Source organism: Ignatzschineria larvae DSM 13226, assembly GCF_038500265.1.
GTDB lineage: Bacteria > Pseudomonadota > Gammaproteobacteria > Cardiobacteriales > Wohlfahrtiimonadaceae > Ignatzschineria > Ignatzschineria larvae.
The window spans coordinates 2,412,501-2,438,199 of the sequence record NZ_CP150637.1 but is presented as its reverse complement, the minus strand read 5'-3'; the positions used below and the strand labels follow the sequence as shown (position 1 = coordinate 2,438,199).

The 25,699-nt window shown below is 40.7% G+C and carries 20 protein-coding genes and 2 rRNA genes (1 of these 22 running past the window's edge); all 22 read right to left on the bottom strand.

Annotated elements, in window-relative coordinates; genetic code table 11:
* Positions 1 to 2 precede the first annotated feature (2 nt).
* A complete protein-coding gene (locus WMO13_RS10115) occupies positions 3 to 545 on the bottom strand; it encodes a (2Fe-2S)-binding protein (protein ID WP_026878881.1) in 543 nt (180 codons plus the stop codon).
* The gene (locus WMO13_RS10110) at positions 529 to 3,327 is read right to left on the bottom strand and encodes a xanthine dehydrogenase family protein molybdopterin-binding subunit (protein WP_026878880.1); all 2,799 of its coding nucleotides are present in this window, start codon (positions 3,325 to 3,327) and stop codon (positions 529 to 531) included. The genes WMO13_RS10115 and WMO13_RS10110 overlap by 17 nt, the downstream gene beginning before the upstream one ends.
* A gap of 490 nt (positions 3,328 to 3,817) precedes the next feature.
* The gene (locus WMO13_RS10105) at positions 3,818 to 4,162 is read right to left on the bottom strand and encodes a RidA family protein (protein ID WP_026878879.1); all 345 of its coding nucleotides are present in this window, start codon (positions 4,160 to 4,162) and stop codon (positions 3,818 to 3,820) included.
* Between the two features lie 149 nt (positions 4,163 to 4,311).
* Positions 4,312 to 5,079 (bottom strand): retron Ec78 anti-phage system effector HNH endonuclease PtuB, encoded by a 768-nt coding sequence (ptuB, locus tag WMO13_RS10100; protein ID WP_051396213.1) that lies wholly within the window; start codon positions 5,077 to 5,079, stop codon positions 4,312 to 4,314.
* 3 nt (positions 5,080 to 5,082) lie between these two features.
* Positions 5,083 to 6,795, bottom strand: coding sequence for a retron Ec78 anti-phage system effector ATPase PtuA (gene ptuA, locus WMO13_RS10095; RefSeq protein ID WP_026878878.1), 1,713 nt, complete (start codon positions 6,793 to 6,795; stop codon positions 5,083 to 5,085).
* 377 nt (positions 6,796 to 7,172) lie between these two features.
* A complete protein-coding gene (locus WMO13_RS10090) occupies positions 7,173 to 7,748 on the bottom strand; it encodes a TerD family protein (protein ID WP_026878877.1) in 576 nt (191 codons plus the stop codon).
* Positions 7,749 to 7,818: 70 nt separating this feature from the next.
* Complete coding sequence (locus WMO13_RS10085) at positions 7,819 to 8,397, bottom strand: TerD family protein (RefSeq protein ID WP_026878876.1); 579 nt, start codon at positions 8,395 to 8,397, stop codon at positions 7,819 to 7,821.
* Positions 8,398 to 8,426: 29 nt separating this feature from the next.
* Positions 8,427 to 9,455, bottom strand: a complete 1,029-nt coding sequence (locus tag WMO13_RS10080; protein WP_034855662.1) for a TerC/Alx family metal homeostasis membrane protein — start codon at positions 9,453 to 9,455, stop codon at positions 8,427 to 8,429.
* 166 nt (positions 9,456 to 9,621) lie between these two features.
* Positions 9,622 to 10,077, bottom strand: coding sequence for a tellurite resistance TerB family protein (locus WMO13_RS10075; RefSeq protein WP_026878874.1), 456 nt, complete (start codon positions 10,075 to 10,077; stop codon positions 9,622 to 9,624).
* Positions 10,078 to 10,178: 101 nt separating this feature from the next.
* Entirely contained in the window at positions 10,179 to 11,375 is a 1,197-nt protein-coding gene (locus tag WMO13_RS10070) for a TerD family protein (protein WP_026878873.1), read from the bottom strand.
* A complete protein-coding gene (locus WMO13_RS10065) occupies positions 11,372 to 11,956 on the bottom strand; it encodes a TerD family protein (protein ID WP_026878872.1) in 585 nt (194 codons plus the stop codon). The genes WMO13_RS10070 and WMO13_RS10065 overlap by 4 nt, the downstream gene beginning before the upstream one ends.
* A gap of 165 nt (positions 11,957 to 12,121) precedes the next feature.
* A complete protein-coding gene (locus tag WMO13_RS10060; protein WP_034855660.1) occupies positions 12,122 to 13,072 on the bottom strand; it encodes an HpcH/HpaI aldolase/citrate lyase family protein in 951 nt (316 codons plus the stop codon).
* Positions 13,072 to 14,208 (bottom strand): cysteine protease StiP family protein, encoded by a 1,137-nt coding sequence (locus tag WMO13_RS10055; RefSeq protein ID WP_026878871.1) that lies wholly within the window; start codon positions 14,206 to 14,208, stop codon positions 13,072 to 13,074. Before WMO13_RS10055 ends, WMO13_RS10060 begins: the two co-directional genes overlap by 1 nt.
* 123 nt (positions 14,209 to 14,331) lie before the next feature.
* Entirely contained in the window at positions 14,332 to 15,111 is a 780-nt protein-coding gene (locus WMO13_RS10050; RefSeq protein WP_034855658.1) for a hypothetical protein, read from the bottom strand.
* 72 nt (positions 15,112 to 15,183) lie between these two features.
* Entirely contained in the window at positions 15,184 to 16,374 is a 1,191-nt protein-coding gene (locus tag WMO13_RS10045; RefSeq protein ID WP_026878869.1) for a phosphoribosyltransferase domain-containing protein, read from the bottom strand.
* A 449-nt stretch (positions 16,375 to 16,823) separates the two neighbouring features.
* Positions 16,824 to 18,323 carry a helix-hairpin-helix domain-containing protein gene (locus tag WMO13_RS10040; protein WP_026878868.1) on the bottom strand — a complete coding sequence of 500 codons (1,500 nt, stop codon included), beginning with the start codon at positions 18,321 to 18,323 and terminating at the stop codon, positions 16,824 to 16,826.
* A 14-nt stretch (positions 18,324 to 18,337) separates the two neighbouring features.
* A complete protein-coding gene (locus WMO13_RS10035) occupies positions 18,338 to 20,098 on the bottom strand; it encodes a PP2C family serine/threonine-protein phosphatase (protein ID WP_051396212.1) in 1,761 nt (586 codons plus the stop codon).
* Between the two features lie 15 nt (positions 20,099 to 20,113).
* A complete protein-coding gene (locus WMO13_RS10030; protein ID WP_026878867.1) occupies positions 20,114 to 21,139 on the bottom strand; it encodes a TerY-C metal binding domain-containing protein in 1,026 nt (341 codons plus the stop codon).
* Between the two features lie 10 nt (positions 21,140 to 21,149).
* Positions 21,150 to 21,791 (bottom strand): vWA domain-containing protein, encoded by a 642-nt coding sequence (locus WMO13_RS10025; protein ID WP_026878866.1) that lies wholly within the window; start codon positions 21,789 to 21,791, stop codon positions 21,150 to 21,152.
* Complete coding sequence (locus WMO13_RS10020; protein WP_026878865.1) at positions 21,791 to 22,432, bottom strand: TerD family protein; 642 nt, start codon at positions 22,430 to 22,432, stop codon at positions 21,791 to 21,793. The genes WMO13_RS10025 and WMO13_RS10020 overlap by 1 nt, the downstream gene beginning before the upstream one ends.
* Before the next feature lie 163 nt (positions 22,433 to 22,595).
* Positions 22,596 to 22,710: ribosomal RNA gene (gene rrf, locus WMO13_RS10015) — 5S ribosomal RNA — on the bottom strand.
* A gap of 148 nt (positions 22,711 to 22,858) precedes the next feature.
* Positions 22,859 to 25,699, bottom strand: a 23S ribosomal RNA gene (locus tag WMO13_RS10010); it runs 71 nt beyond the window's last position.

Sequence of the window (25,699 nt, the reverse complement as noted above, 5' to 3'; positions counted from 1 at the left end):
GCTTACCCCTTTAATAATCCCGGTGTACTTTCCACTAAATCCCGCACCGCTTCATAGTAACGAACATAGCCCGTACAGCGGCAGATATGGGGATTGAGTGCATCCATAATCGCTTGTTCAAGATCAGCTCTTTCAATAGGATTACGCGCTAGCTCTTCCATAAAAACGGTAGTTGCATTCACAAATCCCGGCGTACAGTAACCACATTGGAAACTAAAATGATCCATAAAGGCTTGTTGCACCGGCGATGGCACTGCTTCACCATCAGCCTCTTTATGCGCAATACCTTCAATCGTGCGCACCGATTTACCATCGAAGAAATGCGCGCCAGTAATACAGGTTCGCATCTCTTCACTCGTACCATCAGGATGATCGACAATAATAACGCATGCATGGCAAATCCCTTGATTACAGCCCATACGAGTGCCGGTCATATTGAGATATTCATGGAGGAAATCGAGCATTGAAAGCCCTTCAGGGATATCCATTGGGCCCACTTTCTCCCCATTAATCGTGATCGTGAGGGGTTTATAGATTATTTTCATTCAGAACCTCCAAGACTTCATTTGGGCGAATAGGATGATGATAGAAATAGTGACCTGTCGCATCTGCAACAGCATTGGTAACAGATGCCACAATGGTGGTCATCGCAAGTTCAGCCATACCTTTAGGAGGATCTGTATCCGATAACGGTGGAATCACAACCTGCGTCTGCTCCCACACTGCCACTTCGCTTGCAAGCGGAATATGGTAACGGTTAAAGTTCCAAGTTCCATTGCCAGGGCCATCTTCATAGGGTGGAAGATACTCATAGAGCGCATGGCCAATACCCATAGCCGCACCGCCTTGTAACTGCCCTGACACAAGATCCGGTACAATCATATTGCCACATTCAAGCACCGAGTGATGATTCTCCACTTTCACCTCCCCGGTTGCGCGATCGACCGATACTTCTGCCGCAACGGCAAGCGCTGTATAATCCGTCACACCAGCATTCCATCGCTGTACAGTAGGGTAATTCACCGATAAGCGATCATTAAAGATATAACCGCCATCTGCCCATTTGAGGGAAATTCCATCGAGTGCAAATTCAGCAACAGAATCACCAATTTTAAATTTCGCCGTTGCCCATTCCCATCGATTATAGCCATGACCTGCAACGCCGGTTAAACCTTTCATCTCATAGATTTTCTTCGCTATTCTCGCTAAGGATAGCGGTTCTAATCCATCCGCAGTGAGCCCCGCTTCAGTCCAACGCGCATCCTCTTGTCGAACAGTCAGTGAACGATATTGTCCCCCATCAATCCCTTCAGACCAGATCGCTACAGCCGCCGGCCAGATACCAAAATCGAAGAGTACCCGCCCAACATCAGAAGTAATATGAGAGTAATAGTAAGCAGAGTTACTCGCCCCAGTTGACGAGTGATGCGGTGTCCAACGAGGGTTCTCCGCAAGCTTATCTTGCTTCTCTTGGGTAATACCTTCTATACCTTTCGTTGTCATCTCAATATCCGGCCAATCAAGCATACCAAAATAGGAGTGATGCGCAGGCACACCGAACCATTTTGCACAGAGTACTGTCTGAGAAGTCGCCATCCCTGTTCCGACTTCTAAACCACTATGCCAAAGAGATACCTCTCCTTCAGGTGAAATCTCAATCTTGGCATAAGCTCCCTCATCGCCAGAACCAAAATCAAGCTGTACACAACCAATGCCTGTTCCTAAAATCTTGCCAGGATTCTCTTTCTCAAATTGGGCTTTTCTTGCCTTACGATCTTTCCAAAGCGGATGCTCCGCACAATTTTCAAGGACTTCGCCCCCACGCATCATGCCGGCAGGAATTGCTCCTTGGGCATTTTTCATCCCCGATTTCATCAAATTATTAAGTCTAAAGGCGACAGGATCTTCACCTAACAAGTGCGCTGCTTCATCCATCAAGGTATCAAATGCCGGCGCGGTCTGAAATGCACCATACCCACGATTAGAGCCGGCAATAACCGAGCGAGTAGCATCACCAACGCCGATAATATCACTCTTTGGTACATAGTAAATTCCCTGAAAACCTGTACAACCCACCGCCGTTACACCCGGCGTATAGTTACAGCGACCGCCGCCATTTAAGGCATAATGGGCAATAAAGGATTCAACCTTCTTCGTCTTCTTGTTAATCGCTAATTGGCACTTCATATCAAATGGATGACGTTTAATACCACTTTGGAATTGCTCATAACGATCATTCGCAAGACGAACTGGAAGACCTCCACCATAAAGCCCGGCTACAATACCAAGCATCGGTAACATTGCACGGGCTTTTGAACCATAACCTACAGTTGTGCAGGGATGAAAGAAGAGCTTTTTAAATTTAAAATTGGAATGGCTTGCAATATAAACGATCGATTCTGCCACTTGTGGTGGCGTTTGAATTCCCATTACCACATGAAGTGATTCTGTATCCGCATCATACCAAACATTGGAGTTATCAGGCTCCATCGCGCAGAGGTCAATCGATTGGGAATAGAGTTCACGATCCATCACTAGCCAATCTTCAGAGGGATTCTTGAATTGATCCGCAATCTCCTCGGCATAGTACATACCGCGCTGATCCATATTCCCACCCTTTTTACCGGTCGGATAATAAGGGACATATTTCTTATAGCCTAGGGGTTCAACCGTAGTATATTCCATCGCAGAATAGATATCAGGATCCCAAGGATTTTCAGCACCTACGCGAATACCTCGATAAGTAGACCATGGATCACGTTCTAAAAACCCTGTTGTCTCACCATAACGAATAATATCGTCTCTAAATTTAAGCGTCTCTTTGGCAAAATGATAACGATCAAAATCTTCATAGATCAAAATCGCCACTTCCTGCCCAAGATAAGCCGGTGTTTTCCCTACAGGAAGCAAGAAATCTTCCCCATAGAATGGCGGCAACGTCACATTATCTCGCACCAAATCTTCATCAGTGATGATCTTATCTGGCATTAAACCATCAGGTTCTAAGATCGACAAATCAAATCCCTCATACCGCTTATCAGCTTGCGTGACCCGTAAAATCATCGCATAAGTCTGCTTTTGAGGCCAATGAGGCATATCTTTCGCTCTAAAATCAAAAGCGAAAACCTTCTCTCCTAAAGCTTTTGCATAAGCATCAATTCGATTCTTAATTGTCTGCGTTTGCGGATCCCAATTAGGTGGTCGCAAAATATTATTCTGAAATAGTGCCGCAAATGCTTTACTGAAAGGCGCCGCAATATACACCGTCACGCCCCCAATCACCATTGTTCTTAAAAAATCTCGTCGAGAAAATCCACGCTGACCCATACTCGCCCCTTCTCTGAAATATGATTGCTACCTAACACTATGTATCAAGCAGATAAAACTAAACATAAGTCAATTTACTTAAATTTATTATTGATAATATATTTATATTGTCTTTATTTCAATTCAATTGGTATTATTTTATTTTTTTTGACCAGTTAATATCATTATTCTATTTTTATAAATATTTCATAAAAGTAAAGCAGAGATTATCAAATCTCTGCTTTTTTGTTGCCCTAATTTTTAAGGCCGATTTACAACAGGAAAGATCGAGCATAAAACCATCCAAGCCCAGGAGCTTACAAGATACAAAGCCAAGAATGTATCTTCTAATGAAGCCACCAACATCCTCAAATTAGAACACCTTTCAATATTAAGATTCTGGTAAGACCATACTTATTACTGCCGGCACAAAATTCTGATAAAAATAGAGATATTTGCCTCTTTGAGGAGACAAATGGACTTTGCTTTAAAAGAATCACTCAGTAATCAGTTATGGCATTGCCACAATGACTTTCATCTCTACTTTCCAATCGGCATTCATTAATCCTGCTTGTACCGTACAACGTACTGGCGCATTCTCCGAGTCAACCCATTCATCCCAAGCGCGATTCATACCATCAAGATCTCGACTTGAAACAAGAAAGATTGTGGCATCTAAAATGCGCGACTTATCCGTTCCGGCAGTTTTAAGTATCTGATCAATATCCGCTAAAGTACTCTTCATCTGTAGATAGATATCGTTCTCTATCATCGTGGGTACGGCTGTATAATAGAGCGTCTTATTATGAATTACCGCATCCGACATACGAGCACCTTTGTTAATTCGTTCAATCATTGTGAGCTCCTTTTAATGATCTTTGAGATTCGTTGTAATATCGTAGATCTCAATATTATTGAGGGTATTTACACATTATATCTCACCTAATTTAAAGTCGCATTACAACACGACTAACAGGCAAAATAATTGTCCATTATAAGGCGTTATTATTTGCGCCTGTTGCTAACACCTTGCCGGTTACGTTGTCCCACTTCATGTGCATGATCGCTTAGGAGATCTTCTATTAATCTACGATCCATCAACGACAACAGATCAAGATGCTCAACAATATAATGTACCTTCATCGCTTGAAAAGCAGTATTGAGTTGTTCATTAAGCAGTTGCCAAAGCTCCTCTTCAAGCACTGGCAAGAGATCGGGATTCTCTTCACAATGATCATACCAAGCGATAAATTCAGCCTCTAGCTGCTTTAAAGGCGCTAAGTGTCGTGCACGCAACTGTGTTAAAGCATTATGATTAAGATTAAACCAACGAATTGTTGCTTTTCCGCGATGATACGCCTCATCAGTTAATCCTCCCCGCACGCCAATTCGACCATTTTTATAGTAACGAAAATAGTCCCTAGGATCTTCTTCGTCTGGCTTGATAATCATCTCATGGATGACTTTATCAGGGTTACGTCCACTATCTTTATAGATGCCACAAGTCCAACTATTATTACAAGAACCAAAGAGATTATCCCATTCAAATATATATTCAGGATATTTTGCTCGGGGAAAAAAGTGCTCAATATGGCTATCTTCCCGAATCAGAGGTGATTCGCAATAAGCACAAAAGTGATTTTGCATCTCATGAAGCTTTACCCAAATTTGCCGGCGATCCTTACCTCGCATCTGCTCCCACCGCTTACGTCGATTTTTTTGAGCTCGGCGTAATGTTTTCGGCGCTCGTTTTGGTCGAATAAGTTGATGCATTCACTACTCCTTATCGCTTTGCTGTTCCTTATCAACACGCTGATGCCCTTCACCGATAGAAGCCTTTCCTTTCTCTATTGATTTGGCAGATCTCAGCTGATTTTGGCAAGTCAAAATACGTTGCCGCATCGCTTGCAATCGTTTAAGTGATTGAAGCTTCTCCATCTCTAAACTGTCTGCACCAAAGTGTTTCTCTAAAAGTTGATAGAGCTTCTGAGCTTCTTCACTATCGCCAAGATTGTTCTCTATCAGCTTCTCGAGCTGTTGATACTTCTGAAATTCCGGCGTATCCGGTGCCTCGGCAATATTCAAAATCCGAAGCAAAATATTATCTGAAGATAGACCCCGAGTTTGGAATGTTGGTGAATGTACTTTTACTTCATGGGTTTCAAAATCATTTTTAAGAAAACGAATCTGATCTTTATGCACCGAAGAGATCACTTGTGGGCTATGGGTTGTGATAATAAATTGAATATTGGGGAAGATTTTCAGCAAAGAATCGATAATCGTCTGCTGCCATGTTGGATGTAGATGAAGCTCGATCTCATCAATAATCACAATCCCGGGACTATGCCTGGGATCTTCAAGATGGGGATTCAGGATCTCTAATCTTGATAATAAATCAGCTACCATAAAGAGCACTGAACGTTGACCATGAGAAAGATACTGAATATCATGCTTTTCCCCAAAGATATCAAGCACTACTCGTGCTTTACCGCTAGAACGATCCACTGAAATAGCTGAAGCATTGGGAATCAAAATTCGTACTGTTTCATTCACTAAGGCTTTGAGTTTCTCCGCCGTTGTAAAAGGTCGAGCTTTAATCGCATCAATCTTCTCTTGTGCTTCTGCTATCTTCCCCTCTAAATCAGTGATCATCTCTGATAAAAGAGAACTCTGCAGAAAATCTGCCTGCTGTTGTTTTACCTTAAAGCCGGCAATTGTCTCTTGCAATGTTGCTTGAAAAACTTGCAGATCACGTACTTCAGACAGTTTATCTTGCTGTGATAGATTATCGAGCATTATAAACCACTCGATCATATCAGAAACTCGCACCTTATCTTCAAGCGCATGATCATAGGCACTAGAGCGATGGAGATAAATTTCTCTAGCGCTTCGCGTAAAATTAGTGCGATTGACACCATAAAAAATAAAGAGCGGAAGCGTTACAGAAGCACTATCTACACTCAAAATATCTCGAATAACTGTAGCATATGCTCGTAATGCTTCAAAATCCGATGGTTTCGCATGAGCCCCCTCTTGCATATTACGTACTAAAGAAAAGGGAATTTGATTGTACGCATCAAGAATAAGATCAATTGTAATACGCCCTGCTAATTTACCATGCTTAATCTCATCTAAATCGATATCTGCGCCGGCAAAGTCTTCCTGTTTTATGGCGCTTAAAATCCAAGAAAATACTTTTGTTAAACTTTCGCAGACGGTCGTTTTTCCGGTTGCATTCTCCCCAATTAATACTGTCAATCGAGGGTCAAAATGAATTGAGAGATGATCAAGTCGCTTCATATTCTCGACTAAAACTCTCTCAACAGTATAATCTGCATTATTTAAAATTTCTCGGCAGCGGATAAAAGCAGGATGACTTTGGAAATAGGTTCGTCGGGCATCCAAATCAGAGCTATCTTTAGCTTCACTTCGCCAATCTTGACATAATAATTGATATTGATCGAGTAATGAATCTTGCTTCTCTGACATAAATCCACTCCTAATTTACGATGATATCTTTTTACCATATCATAAAATAGATCGAATTTAAGCAATAAAGCACAGGTTGATTTCACGATATTATTTTTTCCATTCTACCTACTACTACCCATAATAGTAGATACTCTTGAGACACTTTGTTGATGTTTCACGGGAAACATTCTAATAATCATTACTCTTCTCTTATTATTTTTACTCTATATTCTTACCTTGTATTTCTATTCTACATTTCATTCAATATGTTTCATAAAGAACAGTTTAAGTGAAATATAAAAAAAACAGACTCACTGCAGTGAATCTGTCCTATCATTATCAAACCTCACTTACGTGAAACCCAACATTACGATTTATGACATAAGATCGATACTTTATATATTCACACCATATTGGCCGGCAAGAGCCCCTAGGCCACCTGCAAAACCTTGGCCGACTGCTTTAAATTTCCATTCTGATCCATGACGATAAAGCTCGCCGAAAACCATCGCTGTTTCTGTTGATGCATCTTCTGAAAGATCAAAACGCGCAATTTCTGTATTATTATCATGATTCACAACACGGATAAAGCTGTTATTCACCATCCCAAAGTTTTGCTTTCTCGCTTCAGAATCATAGATTGTCACTGAGAAGATGATCTTTTTAACATCCACCGGCACTTGGGCTAAATTAATTTTGATCTGCTCATCATCACCCTCACCTTCACCGGTACGATTATCCCCTTGATGCTCTACCGATCCGCAAGGGCTTTTTTTGTTATTGAAAAACACAAAATGTGTATCTGATAATACTTTATTATTTTCACCAACCATAAAAACCGATGCATCTAAGTCAAACTCAGCACCATCTGTAACACGTGCATCCCAACCTAAACCAACCATAGCAACTCCCATCGTTGGAGCTTCTTTGGTTAGAGAGACATTACCCCCTTTTACTAATGAAACAGCCATTGCTTACTCCTTTCTACTAAAAATTTTCAATTCTATTAACAAAGTTCAAGTCACAAACATAAGATCATGATTATGATGCATTAATGCCATATTGTTGACAAACAGAAGCTAACCCTCCAGCATAACCTTGACCTACCGCTCTAAATTTCCACTCTCCATTATGACGATAGAGCTCACCAAACAGCATCGCTGTTTCAGTGGATGCATCTTCTGAAAGATCATAACGCGCAACTTCTACATTCGTATCGTTATTAACTAAGCGAATAAAAGCACCTTGCACTTGACCAAAACTTTGACGGCGAACTTGTGCATCATGAATTGTTACAACAAATACTAACTTGGAAATCGCTGCCGGAATCAAATCTAAATTAACTTTAATAGACTCATCATCACCCTCGCCTTCTCCCGTGCGATTATCACCAGTATGTTCAATTGAACCATCTTGTGATCGTAAATTATTGTAAAAAATAAAATCAGCATCACCGCGTACTTTACCGCTATCAGTTAAGAGAAAAACTGAGGCATCAAGATCAAATTCAGCACCATCCGTTTCCCGAACATCCCAGCCTAATCCAACTAAAATATTTTTCATATTCGGGGCTGATTTGCTCAATGAAACATTGCCCCCTTTTGCTAAAGAAACACTCATTTGTCAACTCCTTTTAATAATGAGTAAAATTATGATTCCTCTTTTCCAGGAAAGAGAAAACTAGCGATAATTCCAATCGTTAACACAACTAACACTGTAATTAAGCTTACATTTGCAGAAATATGCCAACCATGCTCCCAAAGACTATCAGTAGCATTTAATCCAAGTTTAAGGGCAATAAAAAAGAGCAATGCAACAACCGATTTCTCCAGATGCACAAGATATTGTTTAAGCGCTTCAAGTACAAAATAGAGCGTTCTTAACCCTAAAATCGCAAACATCATTGCACTATATACAATTAAAGGTTCTCGGCTTACCGCAATCACTGCTGGTACAGAATCAAAGGCAAACATCACATCAGAGAGTTCAACGACTGCTACGCAGAGAAAAAGCGGTGTGGCATAAAGCGTTGTTTTTGCACTACCACCGACTTTGACATCTTTATTCTCTGGCTTTTTAAGTTCTGCATCGACATCAGCTTGCTTAACAAAGAAGTTATGCCCATATAATTTAGGCCAAATAGGAAAGAAACGTTTCACTAAACGGTAAGCTAAATGTTGTGAATAATCTTCAATTTCATCTTCATCGGCTTCTCCTTTGAGCATCATGAATGCCGTCCAGAGTACGATTAAAGCAAAAATAAGTTCCACATAAGGCCCCAAAGCTAATAGGCCGGTACCAATTGCAACAAAAACTGCTCGGAACACAATTGCCCCGATAATCCCCCAATAGAGCACGCGATGTCGGTACTGATCAGGTACCGCAAACCAAGAGAAAATCGCCATCATAACAAATAAGTTATCCACAGATAAAACTTTCTCGAGTGCATATCCTGTTAAAAAAAGACTCCCCACCTCAGAACCATGACGATAGTAAAGATAGGCGGCAAAGATCATGGCAATCATGACCCAGAAAATTGACCATAGTGCAGCACTTTTTAGTGTAACAATGGTATCCTTACGATGCATAAAGAGGTCAATAAAAATTGCCCCGAGCGAAAGCACGATAAATACAATCGTGGTATCGAAGGGAAACCCAAGATGTGTTACTTCATTCATAAATATCCTTCCATGGATTTAACATTATAAAATATAAATAGCTATTTTAAGGCCGTTAATTAACTATCAAGGCATCATAACAAACGCATCCTTTTATAGGCTGATAGTTACTTGCTGAAATTAAATATGCGCTTTATTTATAACAATTTGATAAAAAAGATAAAAACTAGAGCCCAAAACTCTCAGCATCAAGCGATAATGCCGCGATAATCTCTGTAACGGCATTTTGCTCATATTGATCAAAATCCCCATCACTTTTGCCAACTGCAATTCCTACACGAACCGCTAGTTGAGCAGCTTCTGGTTGATTCTTAAGGTTGACAATATATTTCATTGCCTCACCTCGTCCTATATCCATATCAAAATCATAGCTTGCAACAATTTTATTAAAGAATTCAATAACCTCATTGGTGTCAAAAATACTTAATTCTGGAGATGTCCTCAAAAACCCCATCATCTTATGTTTCTCTTCAGGACTAACTCCATCACTCGCCATTGCCACATAAGCACAAATTGCTACTGTTCCTTGCATAAATTTCTGATTCTTAAAACGACTCACTTGCCTAGTTAACTCATCACGACCACTTTTAAAACCTTCTTTAATTTTATTTAAAAAGCTCATAAATTCCTCTTTTCTTCCATATATAAAACTTAAAAAATCAAATAGATAATTCCATTTATTGAGAAGTACATATCAATAGATGATCACAAAAACAATTAGCCTTACTTACGACCGGCTGTCCACCTAAACCCCCAACCATAAGCCTGATCCATATCTCGCTGTCGTTTAAAATACTCATTTAACCGCTCAACCTTAATAGCACCATTCTGATTTATAAGTCTTGCAATTGCGCATAAACGACCATTATTATCCCCTTCAGTTAAACGGGTCTCGATAGGCGCTTGGTCAGGAACATATACTGTCACTACACCATCTGTATGTGTCCAATTAGGCACTCCTTCATAGATAAATGCATAAATTAAGACCTCATCTATCTCTCCCCAATAACGTCCATTAATATTAATCCACTCACCACTGATATTATCCCCTGTACGATCATCTGCTTCTAGTTGCACATAGGGAGGTCGATCAAAATAACCAAAGCCATTTCCTAATGCTTGGACAACAGAGCATTCACCATTTTTCAAACGTACGAAAGCGCCTAAATCAAGATCAACCCCTTTATTACTTAATAGTCCATTGAAAAAGCCACCCTTCTTAGCTATTTCTCTATGCCAATTAAGATTAATACGAATCTTGCCAAAATCATCCCGCTTCTCAAGACTGACACTTCTCTTCTCTTTCGTGAGGGATATTTTTGAAAGATTTACCGGTGGTGATGTGAGCGGTACATTTGTGATTTTATTAGTATTAGCGGGTGAATTATTTGGAGAAGCAGGATTTATTGAATTAGATGCCGGTGAGGTAATCTCTATTCCAAAATGCTCAGCTAAGGGTTGCAATCCGCCATTAAAACCTTGAGCGATAAAACGGAATTTCCATTCACTATTACGCCGGTAAACTTCCCCCATAATAAGAGCCATTTCCGAACGTCCGGCAAGATCTACTTGACCCTCTGCAATCGCTCCAAGTCCTGCACTAACCGTAATCGCCAATTGATGAAGTGCCTCAACTGTTAAACCATCATTACACGTAATGGCAAAAGCAATCCTATTTACCTCAGTATGCAGTTGAGGCAAGTTTAGTTGAAAAATAGCTTGATTGCCTTGTTGATTTAAGCTAATCGATTGATCTTCATTCGCTAACTGGCCATAAAAAACCATATCAGAATCGCCCCGAACTTTACCATTTGCATAGAGTCGGTAGGCTGATGCATCTACTGTACGATCACTGCGAATTGTCACCGTAATTCGCTCTGTTGGAATCGTCAAATTCCCGCCCGCCATCAATATTTTCATCGCAGCACCTGAGCAACAATCTCTGGGTAGATATCTTGAATAGTACGACCTTTACAAGCAGATCCCAATGCCGTCAAATCCCAATTTCCATTATTGCGACGAAGACTCACAATAATAATGCCAGTATGTACGCCTTGCTCAGATAATACATAACGCGCAAGCTCTTTCCCTGATTGATCTAATATCCGACAAAAAGCATTTTCCACCTCATTGAAAGTCTGGCCTCTAAAGCTATTAACCGTAAAAACAAGATATTCCACATTTGTAGGTAATGCTTCAAGATTCACATTAATAACCTCATCATCTCCATCACCTTCACCAGTCAAATTATCTCCAGAATGAACGATGGAACCATCTTTTGATTTCAATTGACGAAACCAAATGATATCAATCTGTTGTCCTTGTTTATCAAGTAGAATGCAGCTCGCATCGAGATCAATCGAATCTCCCCCACTTAATAGAGAACCTAAAAACCCTCGTTTCTTTGGTACAGGATCCCAACCTAGTCCCACATGGAGTTTTTGTAAATTCGAAGATTCTTTACGCAAAGATACTGTCTGATTTTTTGTTAATGAAACCATTTTTACCTCTTATATAACTAAATACTTCTAATATAAGAGATATATCTTCATAATATGCTTACTTTATTAAATATTTTGTAAATAAAGCCCGGGAATAATCTAATCAACAAATTGAACTATTATCATGACCTGTACGATCAAATTATGGTATCCCAATTATTGATATCAAACTTTTATACCAAAGAAACGTTCCCGTTCAATAATATCAGCAGCCCATTGTGATTGCGTTACAGGCTCACACATAGAACCATTTACTTTAAACACCGCGAATTGTGCAGAGAGAATCTGTTTTGCCTCTTCATAACTCTGCCTTGGCACGCGATAAGCTTCTTCAACAACAGAGATTTGAGTGGGGTGAATCACCGTTTTACCCACCAAGCCATGAAGTAGATCAAGCTCGAGTTCTTTAATTAAAAAGTCTGATTCAATATGCTCACAAACTGGAGCGGTCAGATAGAAACCTTTACTAGCAAAAACTGATACTAACATTTTAATAAGATAGCCCATAGGGCCTTCATAAAGGGTATAATTACGATCTCTCCGAAGGCGAAGCCCATTCATCAAATCGTTCCCTCCTATACGCAGTGCGATAATGCGAGAGTAACAAGGGTGGTCACGTAACGTTACTGCAAGTTCCTCCATTTTTGTCACATCGTAAATTGCACGCTCTTCCAAAGTTGGCATTAAATAGAGACTTGTGTTTTCTAATAATCGCCACCATACATCTACTTCTGAAAGAGTGTATTTTGGTAATACAAATCCAGAAACTCCAGATAGCGGCATATGTGCAATAATCTGTTCTGCAATGGCTATATTGCGGGGTCGTATGAAGACTAAAGGCGTTATCATTGCTACATTCGTATTTACTTTTTCATCTGCACCGCTATTTCCTAGATATACCCCTGATTGTTTTACCTTAGCCAAAGAAATCAATGTTGCATGGAGATTATTAATAGCAAAATCAAGATCTGCATCGCTTACAGAATCCTCTAAACAGAGAATTAGAGAACGCAATTGTGGATATTTACGTGTGAGGATTACTTCCAAAAGATCTTGACGCGTTGCCGGCATATAGAGCGTTGCGCCTAATTGCCAAGGAGAGAGTTGTTGTTTCATTACAATACCTTCTTAATAATCGTCAATGCGCGGTAGTGACCAATAAAATCACCAACCTCAGTAATAGAAATTCCCTTCGTTTTTGCTAAATAGCGTAATAATGCTGTATCAGGATCATCCTTTGTTCGTACTAATACAACTTCAGGAACTCGTCGTAAAATCGCTCTTGTAGCCTCAGCAATACCGGGTTTAATACGATTAATCTGTTCAATTTGATAACGCGCTGCAACCCGCTCGATAATTTCAGTAGTCTTTGCAAAACGTTGCTGTTGCTTATTAACATCAAAAAAAGCACTATCATCAAATGGCATCGCCATGGATTCAAATTCTTTCGGCACCTGTCGTTTCTTATTTAGAGTAAAAGCTCGACGCAATTGATCCACTTGGTCAACAAAGCTTTGACTACAATCAAAATCATCTAAGTGCTGACAATAAACACAACCATGATAACCATCAGTTTGCCAAATAGAGCGGGAAATCATTCCAGAAACCGGTGCCCCCATAATTCCAAAAGGAATTAACCAATCCTCTTTTGTAGCAGAGAGCCATGCAGTCCCGGAAGGATCCGCTAAAACAACAAGGTGTGGTCTTTCCGAATAGCCTTGCCGCATGGCTAAAGAATTAGCTAACTGCTGAGAAATTGCGCCTTTTCCTGTCCAACCATCAACAAAAAAGAGTCCTTTCATTCCATGACGTGCTTCGATTTCTGAAAGTGCAACCTCATCAATACCTCGATCTCGAATGATACTAATACCATAGTGATAAGAAACATGCCCAATATCTTGTAAAGCTCGTTGAAGCATTACCCCCAAAGGTACGCCAGCTCGTACTAAGCTAATCAGAATAATCGGTTCAGAAGTGCAGTAATGATGTAATTGTTGGGCTAAATATTCGACTTCTTGTGCTAAACGTGGCCCCGCATCTTGTAAAGATTGGGAGAAAAGCTCAAGATGAAGTGCTGTGGGTGCCGGCTCCTCGCTCAACATTTCTGAATAATGCTTCTTTCCCGATTGAATAAGCACCTCTTTCTCCGCAACCGGTGTCATATCCATTTCAACCAAAGAGAGTAAAAATGTCACATCAGAACAACGATAAGCTCCAGAAAATCCTCGCATATTATCAGTTTGTAAAATCATTTCTCCGTTCATACCTTCCAATGAAGTATTTAAAATTAAAGTCGAATTATTAGACACTATAAATACCACTCTACTCCATAAATTCTAAATAAAAATACCATAAAAACAACGACAAGCCCATCATCACTGTTTCTCTATCCCAGGACGGATAATTTTTGTAGTCAATTGACTCTGTTGAGGAATAGTAAAAAAACAACAATGACGCATAAAGCAATAATCACTAATACTATCGCCCATACCTAATAATGGAAAATCTCCTCGAACTTCATGCAGTTGATCAATAAGCCAAAGTACAGCCTCACCTTTGTTAATAGAATGCGGTATCCATGCAATATTATTATCATTTTGATGGATATAGAATTGCTCCGGATTAATACCTTCCGCTAAAAGACGTGAAGGTAAGGAAGTCGCAAAAGAATATAACTGATCGACACAATAACTATCTCGATGCTTCATGATAAGATAAATAGGAATCCCGTACTCAAAATTTAGGCGAACCCAAGCATTCACTCCATCTATTGCCATCCATTCAGTAATCATCTGCGCCATCATGAGGAGATCTGTTTCATAAGGTTTAAGTGATTGGCAGACAATTGATTTCCAACGTAAATCAATTTTTCCTTCTGGCGTTAAAATCACAGCACCATGGGTCGTAATCTGCCAAGATTGAAAAGGGATGTTTACGCGGGCAATTTCTTCCGTACCTCTTGCTGTCACAGGTATTAAATCTGTAGTATTCAACAGCCATAACAGAAATTGATATTGAGCCTTGTTAAAAAAACTCCGGGGTTTACCACTACGATCAAATGCCCCTATTGCATAGGGAGCTTGATCCATTTTTCGAGAAGTTTGAAACAAGGTATCATCAAGATCCGTAAAAACAACAGGGCGTTCATAATGCATATTTATCGTCTTCTGCGTAATGCGATTGATGGTTAGAGTTGTTGGCTCTATAAAACCTATGACACATTGAGTTTAACACTCGGTATAAATCAAAATTTCTACTTGCTGAGCTACTTTAGCTAATGTCTGCAATAATGTTGAATCAACACTCTCCTTCGGCGTTTCAATGCAAAGAAATATATAGTCAAAGGATTGATGAGCAACGTTATAAAGATAATGAGATATTCCTTGACCATAGTTATCAGTAAATGAGATCACTGAATGAATAGCACCCCCCTCAGCAATAGGGGAACGAGTTGTAGAACTAAAATAGACCTCATAACCTCTCTGCTCTAAACTTTCAGCGAATAAAAAAGGAGGCCACAAAAACTCTTCAGTACCCAATACTAAGACTCGCGCAGATAATGGAAGAGATACTTTCGATAACCAATGAGATAATATCAAATATTGGTGAATATTATTGTCATCATTTTTAAGTTTAAATCGACCTAATCTACCCCAATCTTGGGTTCCTACAATAGGTTGTGTTCCTGCATCTATAGCATTAACTTTCGGCATTTTAGGCGGTATTGCCTGCGTATCCGCTTGCCACTCCCAACAACCAAAAAGTAGTGATTTTGCCTCAATAGGCAAGATACCACCTTTAATCTCTTTATCACTCCAATGCGTTAGGGTTAATGCATAGACCTTTTGTAATTTTGGGAACTCTCCTGTTGCTATCAATGCGGTTAAGAGATTTTTGAAGGTATCACCTGTTGTCACCTCATCATCAATTAAAATAAATGTTTGTATATCGGCAAATAATGATTGTATTTGGTTATGCAAAGGGAGATGAATTAGATGATCTGAGGCATGACTATGATTCTCTTTAAATCGACATAATAATGGAGCCTCTAATTGATGTCTCGTGGAAAGTAATAATATCGCCTCATCACAATATTTTATGGTCTCCTCAAATACTCCAGCAGCTAGGCCTACCGCCGTTTCAGCCATGCCAAGGAATAGTGTTTTACCAGGAATAGAGTTCGGTAATTGCGCACTCAATACTTTATAGCTTTGGCGCATCTTATGCGGCGCCACAGGTATATGTTTACCTAAAATTTTACTCACAAAGAGAAATGCCCGTTTAGGGTTACGCCGTTCAGCTAATTCAATAAGTGACTCTAATGAATAATTACCTGCGACCTTCTTAAGGAATAACACCCCTTGCGTTAAGACCTTCTTTTCAGCATTCATTGATTGGGAAAATAGCACTTCCTTCATATTTATCCTATACTCTCACTACTCATATTTTATCTTCTTAATACTACTAGTTCACTATAAATATTTTATTAAACCTGAGATCAAATTTTTTCTGATTTCAATCAACCTTAGTAACTAATCTAGATCTTAATTAAATGCTCATTACTAGGTTAGGTAAATATTCAGGGTGGAATTACCACTGTTCTTGTGTGAATTTCTACCAATTGAAATTATGATTGGCTTATTAACAAAAAGATGCATTTTAATATGAATAGGTTCAATCAATGCAGTATTTGCAATAGATACAAGATCATGCCAAGCTTAACTATTTCCCACATCAATCCCCCTATAAAACAAGATAACAGTTAACATAAAAAAGATATTATCATTAATATTATCTACAAGCGGTAAATTTACGAATTACAATTTATTTAAAATATTTTTTACAAAATATAATATTTATTTCCATCTTAATTATTTATTAATTGTACGACAACTAACCGTCCACCCTCTTCTGTAGAAAGAATAAATTGCGTATTATCAACCAATTCTACCTTATCGCCCTTCTCCACTTTTCTCTTATCAGGTAGTAACAATAGATTATCTATATTTTCATTAACTAACCACCAACGATCCTGATGGAAAATAAAATAACCCACCCTTTTTCTCAATGATCTAGCCGTTCGCTCATTCGGCGCTATCAGTCGATTCACATGCCAAGCATAAAGTGACTGCCCGCTCCAAACCATCAAACGGTGATCATCAGGACGATAATTACCCATGCCCCGAGAAGAGTAGAGATTTAAAATCGGTAATTGTCCGATATAAGGACGGTCACAATAAGGGCAGCGTGGGGATGTTTTACCCGAAAATACATACCATCCCAATGAACATTCACTATTTTGACAAGGTTGAAGAAGATCAATCGTCTTGACTAACGCCATTTCCCACTCATCAGCGGTAGGACGTTGGACAGGATCATGTAATCCATCAATAAAAGCGCGTTCAAAAAGTTTCGACAAATATGGACCACTGACAGTATAAGGAATCTTAGCAGGATCTCCCCATGGTAAAGCATCCACACGCACTTGCGCAGGCTTAACATGATTACTATAATCTGCCGGGTGCTCGATAAAAAGTGCCTTCTCTCCCATCGTTAAAGATTCATCTCGTAAACTATCTTCAAAATCATGAACTTTACCGCCTCGAAGCGGATGTCGATAAAAAAGATACATATAGATTAATACTGCTAATGCATGTCGATCTGTCGCAATACTTGGCAAGATTCGTGTCGGATCCTGTTTATCAAGATGGCTTGTTTTCACAACCTCAGGCGCAATAAAATCAGGGGTTCCCACCACATCAGGTGGGTATTTACCCGGAACCACTAAACCATCGACATCGATAATACAAGCATGGCCACCTTCGGGGTCAACTAGCACATTTTTATAACTTAAATCACTATGACAAAGGCCCGCGGCATGCATCCGGCGAACCGCTCGACTCAACTGTAATGTAATTTTCAAATAAGTAAGCAAATTACCGCGCTCTCTAGGATCTAAAAATTTCTGCTGATTACTCGCGCTAGCAAACCATTTCCCCTCTTTCTCTTTGCCTTTAATATTGAGAAAATCATTATTTTTAGACCCATAATGAAAGAAGAAATGATCTTGATACGTCGGTACAACGATCCCTACTTTATCTTCATGGTGAACGATATCCGTTGGCCAACAAAAAAGGTTTTGCCAATACTCTCCACCTGTCTGTCCAAAGATATTTTGATAATAACGTCCTGTGATCATCTCAAGACGTTCTAACGATTGGGCATCTGGTGTTTTTTGATAGAATGCAACAACATACGATCGATCCGGTGAGAAATAGACATCTTTCATCGTCCCTGAACCGATAATCTTATCGACGTAAGCGATAGCTTTTTCTGTTGTCGTCTTGCAATGAATAATATTCCCCATCGTCTATAGCACCTCTATTCGCATAATCCGTGATCTACTTGAAGGGGATCTTCTCTCTTTACTGACTCCGATTTCTTCTGCCATAACACGACAATCGTCCGATCATCATGGTGCCCTCGAGACATAAATTTCATCCACTCTAATAGAGCACTTCCAGGATTATCGCTGTTTAACGCTGGTGTAATATCGGCAATCAGCGCATCCCAATGAGCTGGAACCATTAATTGTTGCTCTGTTTCAAATTTCGGGTCAGTAATACCATCTGTTAACAGTAAAAGGTGAGAGACATCCTGCCATTTACCTATTGTAATACGATGAAAAAACTGCTCACTAACCACGGTTTTTCGGTCTAAAAAACGTGTCTGCCCTGCAAATTCACCACTATCAGGCGTACTTAAAAGTCGAATTTTTCCATCTGCACCATAAGCGGTAATCGCACCATCACCAATAGCGCAATTCACGGCAAATAGACCATTCCCCATGGGACGAGCTAAGGTCACCAATAGCGTTGTCGCATAGGATTTAACCTCTAATTGACGTATAGTAGCTTCACTTTCAATATCATCTATCGCGCTGAGTAAAGCTTCTCTAAACCATTCCCGTAACAGACCAAGCTGTTGCTGATCATCTATTTGCCATTCAGCTATTTGGCGATCTAACCTCGTATTATGTGCTGTATTGAGCTTTTTAGTAAAAAATTGTCCAACACTATGTACAGCAATAGCTGAGCCTTTGCGAGAATTGACAGCGCTCCCTGCACCATCGGCAACAACCATAATGACCCAACCATTATTGAGGGCATTAACATAGTAGTCATCATCACGAAAACTCCCTACATGGGAATGTGAGCGGCCTCTTCGGCTTGCCGCCGCTAAATGATAACCTGTTTGTAATACGTAATAATCAAAAGCGGTACTCTCTTTGTAATAAGGATCAGTGTGATCTGCCGGGATATCCTGCCACAAACTATCCGGATTAGGGTTAATGATTAATTCTAGAGGTGTCTCTTGTGAAACAGGTTGATTAATCTCAACATTAAAATTTGCTATTCCACTAGAATTGGCATCATGAGCTGCTTTATTTGGTAACCAATGCCATTTTACTATTAAAATATAATTTCCGGCAACTTTAGGAACACCTTCTAATCGCTGAGTTTCAGGATTAAACTGGATACCCTTTAATTCATCAGGAATAGTGACTTCTTCAATCACGAGTAACGGCAACATACCTTGTTGGGTCGCTAATACTTGATATTCAATCGCCGAATGGTATGGTACATCTGAACGGCCATTGCTACAGATCAGTTGAATTTGCTTCAAAGCATCCTCCTCAGAGAGTGGTGGCATCGTAACAGTTTCTTCCAATTGAATCCCTAAAGCAGATTGATTCTCATTTATCACCGTTGACACTGCAATATCTTCTGTTGAAACTGCCACATCTTGTACTATCACTTCTTGCGGTAGCGCTGTGGGTAACGATAAAGCTTGTTTCTTTTGGTTATTTTTTTGCTCAGATTGATCTTGTAATTCACACTTTTCAAATGAAGTCTGAATCGCAGGCCCCATCGTTATTAAGGGGGGGGCATCATAATTTTTTACTGAAGTAATACTTGCAATGGCATCAGAATCGGTTACCGATTGTTCTATCTCTTGCACACGCTTCACAAGTTGAATCCAACGATTCATCGTCTCAACCGCCTCAGGATTCTCAAAAAAGGTCAAAAATTGTGCATCAGATAATTGCGTTTTTAGCCATGTCAATAGATCTTGTTCCACCGCCGAATTCCTCATCTATCCACGACCACGAGAGACATCAAAATCTTCATTACCACTATCTGGATCAAATTGAATATGTCGCTGACACCAAGGACACTGTGCTTGAGCGGATTGACCGACGCATAGCAAATGCCCACAACGACAAAGGGCAAACGCTACGCCATTGCTACAATGCGGACAACTCGGAAAACCTGATAATTGTTGAGTATTAATGGATAACGAAAAAGCTCGATCATCACTCCAGGCAAAGTAATCCTCATCGACTGAGAAACAGCCCTGTAAGCGATATTGTCGACGGGTATCTTTATTGAGATAGACCATATTGTCATAATTCTCATATTTAATCAGATAAGGCTTCTGCGTTGTTGAACATTTCCCAGTTAATACAACACATTGATCATCAAACGAAGGCGGTAAATTCGATTTAGCTAAGCTGATAATATTACTTTTTTGTTCAGAAACTTGGCCATCGACACTTTGACTATGCATTGAGATTGAAGCTGTGATCCACTGAATAAACTGCCTAAAGTCCTTATCTTGCGTTTCATCAAATAGAAAGAGATCAGGGGTTAAACTACGCAATAATTCTAAATTAGCCGATTGACCAATACTAATCGCTATAAGTTTCGCTTTATTCGTATAAGATTGATGCCAACGATCAATTTCAGGTTTTACGTCATCTGTGGGATAACCATCCGTTAAAAGATAGACAACAGGCTTCCAATCCCCTTTCTGTTCCGGCGAACTCTTTTTAACTTGCAGGTCGATCTGCTTTTGTAATTCATGTAGCGCAGCACCTAATGAAGTACCGCTACCAATCGGTAACACAGGGGGATAAAATGAAACAAGATCAATCAGCGGAACAATTGTTTTTGCTTTGCCGGCAAAAGCAATCACTGAAATATAGACTGTTTCTAGAGCATGAGGATCATGGCGAAGATCCTCAACAATTTTTTTTAAGCCCTGCTTCATATGATCAAGCTTTGCACCAGCCATAGATTCAGAACAATCGAGCAAGAAAAATATAGGTAATCTTCGCATAAAATGATCCTTAAAGAACTAACTGAATTTCAGGTGGCGGTGGCGGTAGGTTATCAGAACCTTTTTGATCAATCCCGGCACTCATGCTACCCGAAGCAACGCTTGCAGAAACCCATTTAAAAAATCCAGCAAAAGCACTAGAATCAAGCGTTTCCAAAGATACGACATGTGATGTTAATTGTTTCAAGTGATTAGTATCAACTTTATTACCCACAGCACATGCAATCACGGAACCTAAACTATAACGTTTCAAATGCTGACAATTTTCACTATAAGCGTAGAGATCGGAAGGATTCCCATCGGTCATTAAAAAGACCATGGGGCGCCAATCTCCTTTAGCTTCCGGGGTTGTTTTTTGAATATCGCGATCAAGAGATTGCATCAGAAGCTCAAGTGCTGCACCGGTAAAAGTTCCCCCAGATTGAGGGATCACAAGATCTTGAAAACGAAAATCTTCTAATGCCGTTAATGACATGAACTCTCGAGCTTCATTATCAAATGTTATGATAGAAAGATAGACACTTTCAAGTGCATAAGGATCTTGTCTCAATGCTGTCAACATTGATTGAATACCAACATTCACAGCATAGATAGACTCACCACGCATAGACCCAGAAGTATCTACTAAGAGATATACAGGTAATCTACGCATTATAAATAACTCTCAATATGGGTAACAAAAGAATCAGCAATTGAGGGATTGCCGATAGCTTTAAACTTCCAACCATCCGCCTCACGAACTAATTCGGCAAAGACCATGGAGTATTTTTGATCAAAAGATGGATTATTAGAGAGATTAAAACGAACCATCTCCTTGTCATTAGCATCTACCGCTCGAATAAAAGCATTCGCAACTTCACCAAACTGTTGTTGTCGGCGTTTACCATCATAAATTTGGACAATAAAGACAATTTTTTGATATTCATTACCTAATGCATTGAGCTTCAGAATAATTTGCTCATCATCTCCATCACCTTCACCAGTACGATTATCGCCTGTTAACCATACATTACCTGATGGATGGCGCATTGAATTATAAAAGACAATATCTCCATTTAACAATGAAGGAGAACCATTTCTTACTTCACCACAATTCGCAATTTTACCTGAAGCATCGCAGAGAAAGGCAATAACATCTAGATCATACTCTTCCTCATTTTTACCAAAAAGTGATTTTAAAAAACCTGTTTTCTTCTCTTTTACATCCCAACCTAAACCAATGGTCACAATTGAAAGATCATGCTCTTGCTTTTTAAGACTAACACCTTCACCTTTTTTTAATGTTACAGCCATTATTTTATCCTCATATCTACTACTAATATAAAAATTTTGCCATTCATTTTTAAAATGATTAATAGTCATTCTATGAGGTCAATTTTGATAATATTTAATAATTTGTAAATTCAAAGTAAAAAGAAAACCCCTAGTTCACTGAACTAGGGGTTTCTGTATTAAGCCCTGGAAATGACCTACTCTCACATGGGAACTCCCACACTACCATCGGCGCTGCTACGTTTCACTTCTGAGTTCGGGACGGGATCAGGTGGTTCCATAGCGCTATTGTCTCCAGGAAAACTGGTTTGTGTTTGAAGTATTAAATACTCCACTCACGAATAAATTTGATTAGTTGGTTAGTAACAGCAAGTAGACTGTATTCTCCGTTTTAACTTTGGAAACGTTCATGTCTCATTGTAAGACAAATTGTCTAAGACCTATTATATGGTCAAGCCTCACGGTCAATTAGTATTGGTAAGCTCAATGCATTACTGCACTTACACACCCAACCTATCAACGTCGTAGTCTTCGACGGACCTTCAGAGGGGTTAAACCCCTAGGGAAATCTTATCTTGAGGAAGGCTTCCCGCTTAGATGCTTTCAGCGGTTATCCCGTCCGTATGTAGCTACCCGGCTATGCCATTGGCATGACAACCGGAACACCAGAGATACGTCCACTTCGGTCCTCTCGTACTAGAAGCAGCTCCTCTCAAATTTCCAACGCCCACGGCAGATAGGGACCGAACTGTCTCACGACGTTCTGAACCCAACTCGCGTACCACTTTAAATGGCGAACAGCCATACCCTTGGGACCGACTACAGCCCCAGGATGTGATGAGTCGACATCGAGGTGCCAAACTCCGCCGTCGATATGAACTCTTGGGCGGAATCAGCCTGTTATCCCCGGAGTACCTTTTATCCGTTGAGCGATGGCCTTTCCATACAGAACCACCGGATCACTAAAACCTACTTTCGTACCTGCTCGACGTGTCTGTCTCGCAGTCAAGCACCCTTTTGCTTTTGCACTCATAAGCCCGATTTCCGACCGGGCTGAGGGTACCTTCGTACTCCTCCGTTACTCTTTCGGAGGAGACCGCCCCAGTCAAACTACCCACCATACAATGTCCTTAGCCCAGATCATGGGCCTAAGTTAGAAGTCCAAATCTTTCAGGGTGGTATTTCAAGGATGGCTCCACAACAACTAGCGTCGCTGCTTCAAAGCCTCCCACCTATCCTGCACAAAAAGATTCAAAATCCACTGTAAAGCTATAGTAAAGGTTCACGGGGTCTTTCCGTCTTGCCGCGGGTACACCGCATCTTCACGGCGATTTCAATTTCACTGAGTCTCGGGTGGAGACAGCCTGGCCGTCATTGCGCCATTCGTGCAGGTCGGAACTTACCCGACAAGGAATTTCGCTACCTTAGGACCGTTATAGTTACGGCCGCCGTTTACTGGGGCTTCGATCAAGAGCTTCGCTTACGCTAACCCCATCAATTAACCTTCCAGCACCGGGCAGGCGTCAGACCCTATACGTCCACTTTCGTGTTTGCAGAGTCCTGTGTTTTTGATAAACAGTTGCAGCCAGCTTTTCACTGCGACCTTCCAGAGCTTACTGCGTAAAGCATTCACCTAGGAAGGTGTACCTTCTCCCGAAGTTACGGTACGATTTTGCCGAGTTCCTTCACCCGAGTTCTCTCAAGCGCCTTAGAATTCTCATCCCAACCACCAGTGTCGGTTTGGGGTACGGTTCTCATATCACTATTGCTTAGAAGCTTTTCTTGGAAGCATAGCATCAACCACTCCGGAGCTCGTAAGCTCCTCGCATTCACGTCTCAGTATTAAGATCCCGGATTTGCCTAAGATCTCTACCTACCTGCTTACACTGGCATACCAATCACCAGCTGGTCTAGCTTTCTCCGTCCCTCCATCGCATGATACGAGAGTTCAGGAATATTAACCTGATTCCCATCGACTACGCATCTCTGCCTCGTCTTAGGGGCCGACTCACCCTGCTCCGATTAACGTTGAACAGGAAACCTTGGTCTTTCGGCGTGCGAGTCTTTCACTCGCATTAACGTTACTTATGTCAACATTCGCACTTCTGATACCTCCAACGGCTCTTACGAGTCCATCTTCACAGGCTTACAGAACGCTCCCCTACCACATATATTTTAAAATACACATCCGCAGCTTCGGTATATCGCTTGAGCCCCGCTAAATCTTCCGCGCAGGCCGACTCGACTAGTGAGCTATTACGCTTTCTTTAAATGATGGCTGCTTCTAAGCCAACATCCTAGCTGTCTATGCCTTCCCACATCGTTTACCACTGAGCGATAATTTGGGGACCTTAGCTGGCGGTCTGGGTTGTTTCCCTCTCCACAATGGATGTTAGCACCCACTGTGTGTCTCCCATGATAATACTTTCCGGTATTCGGAGTTTGCATCGGGTTGGTAAGTCGGGATGACCCCCTAGCCGAAACAGTGCTCTACCCCCGGAAGTAAATTACATGAGGCGCTACCTAAATAGCTTTCGGGGAGAACCAGCTATCTCCAAGCTTGATTAGCCTTTCACTCCGACCCACAGCTCATCCCCATCTATTGCAACAGATGTGGGTTCGGCCCTCCAGTCAGTGTTACCTAACTTTCAGCCTGGCCATGGGTAGATCGCCTGGTTTCGGGTCTACACCCTGCGACTATTCGCCCTATTAAGACTCGGTTTCCCTACGCCTACCCTATTCGGTTAAGCTTGCCACAGAATGTAAGTCGTTGACCCATTATACAAAAGGTACGCAGTCACCCTAAAAAGGGCTCCCACTGCTTGTACGTACACGGTTTCAGATTCTATTTCACTCCCCTCACAGGGGTTCTTTTCACCTTTCCCTCACGGTACTTGTTCACTATCGGTCGATTACGAGTATTTAGCCTTGGAGGATGGTCCCCCCATGTTCAGACAGGATTTCTCGTGTCCCGCCCTACTTGTTGATATACCTAGTACCACTGTCTACATTTCGAATACGGGACTATCACCCTCTACGGTCCATCTTTCCATATGGTTCTTCTATATAAACAGCTATCATATATCGGCTACTCCCGGGTCGCTCGCCACTACTGCGGGAATCTCAATTGATTTCTTTTCCTCTGGTTACTTAGATGTTTCAGTTCACCAGGTTCGCTTCCTACAGCCTATTTTATTCAGCTGTGGATGACAGGGTTTTAAGCCTGTGCGGGTTTCCCCATTCGGACATCTCCGGATCAAAGCTTGATTGCCAGCTCCCCGAAGCTTT

Excerpts from the sequence above, each read along its gene's own strand:
- WMO13_RS10045 (WP_026878869.1), bottom strand. The coding sequence starts at position 16,374 with ATGAAGGAAGTGCTATTTTCCCAATCAATGAATGCTGAAAAGAAGGTC.
- WMO13_RS10030 (WP_026878867.1), bottom strand. The coding sequence starts at position 21,139 with ATGCGAAGATTACCTATATTTTTCTTGCTCGATTGTTCTGAATCTATG.
- WMO13_RS10110 (WP_026878880.1), bottom strand. The coding sequence starts at position 3,327 with ATGGGTCAGCGTGGATTTTCTCGACGAGATTTTTTAAGAACAATGGTG.
- WMO13_RS10085 (WP_026878876.1), bottom strand. The coding sequence starts at position 8,397 with ATGAGTGTTTCTTTAGCAAAAGGGGGCAATGTTTCATTGAGCAAATCA.
- WMO13_RS10080 (WP_034855662.1), bottom strand. The coding sequence starts at position 9,455 with ATGAATGAAGTAACACATCTTGGGTTTCCCTTCGATACCACGATTGTA.
- WMO13_RS10050 (WP_034855658.1), bottom strand. The coding sequence starts at position 15,111 with ATGCATTATGAACGCCCTGTTGTTTTTACGGATCTTGATGATACCTTG.
- WMO13_RS10075 (WP_026878874.1), bottom strand. The coding sequence starts at position 10,077 with ATGAGCTTTTTAAATAAAATTAAAGAAGGTTTTAAAAGTGGTCGTGAT.
- WMO13_RS10040 (WP_026878868.1), bottom strand. The coding sequence starts at position 18,323 with ATGGGGAATATTATTCATTGCAAGACGACAACAGAAAAAGCTATCGCT.
- WMO13_RS10020 (WP_026878865.1), bottom strand. The coding sequence starts at position 22,432 with ATGGCTGTAACATTAAAAAAAGGTGAAGGTGTTAGTCTTAAAAAGCAA.
- WMO13_RS10065 (WP_026878872.1), bottom strand. The coding sequence starts at position 11,956 with ATGGTTTCATTAACAAAAAATCAGACAGTATCTTTGCGTAAAGAATCT.
- ptuA (WP_026878878.1), bottom strand. The coding sequence starts at position 6,795 with ATGTCAGAGAAGCAAGATTCATTACTCGATCAATATCAATTATTATGT.
- WMO13_RS10090 (WP_026878877.1), bottom strand. The coding sequence starts at position 7,748 with ATGGCTGTTTCATTAGTAAAAGGGGGTAATGTCTCTCTAACCAAAGAA.
- WMO13_RS10060 (WP_034855660.1), bottom strand. The coding sequence starts at position 13,072 with ATGAAACAACAACTCTCTCCTTGGCAATTAGGCGCAACGCTCTATATG.
- WMO13_RS10105 (WP_026878879.1), bottom strand. The coding sequence starts at position 4,162 with ATGATTGAACGAATTAACAAAGGTGCTCGTATGTCGGATGCGGTAATT.
- ptuB (WP_051396213.1), bottom strand. The coding sequence starts at position 5,079 with ATGCATCAACTTATTCGACCAAAACGAGCGCCGAAAACATTACGCCGA.
- WMO13_RS10115 (WP_026878881.1), bottom strand. The coding sequence starts at position 545 with ATGAAAATAATCTATAAACCCCTCACGATCACGATTAATGGGGAGAAA.
- WMO13_RS10025 (WP_026878866.1), bottom strand. The coding sequence starts at position 21,791 with ATGCGTAGATTACCTGTATATCTCTTAGTAGATACTTCTGGGTCTATG.
- WMO13_RS10055 (WP_026878871.1), bottom strand. The coding sequence starts at position 14,208 with ATGATTTTACAAACTGATAATATGCGAGGATTTTCTGGAGCTTATCGT.
- WMO13_RS10070 (WP_026878873.1), bottom strand. The coding sequence starts at position 11,375 with ATGAAAATATTGATGGCGGGCGGGAATTTGACGATTCCAACAGAGCGA.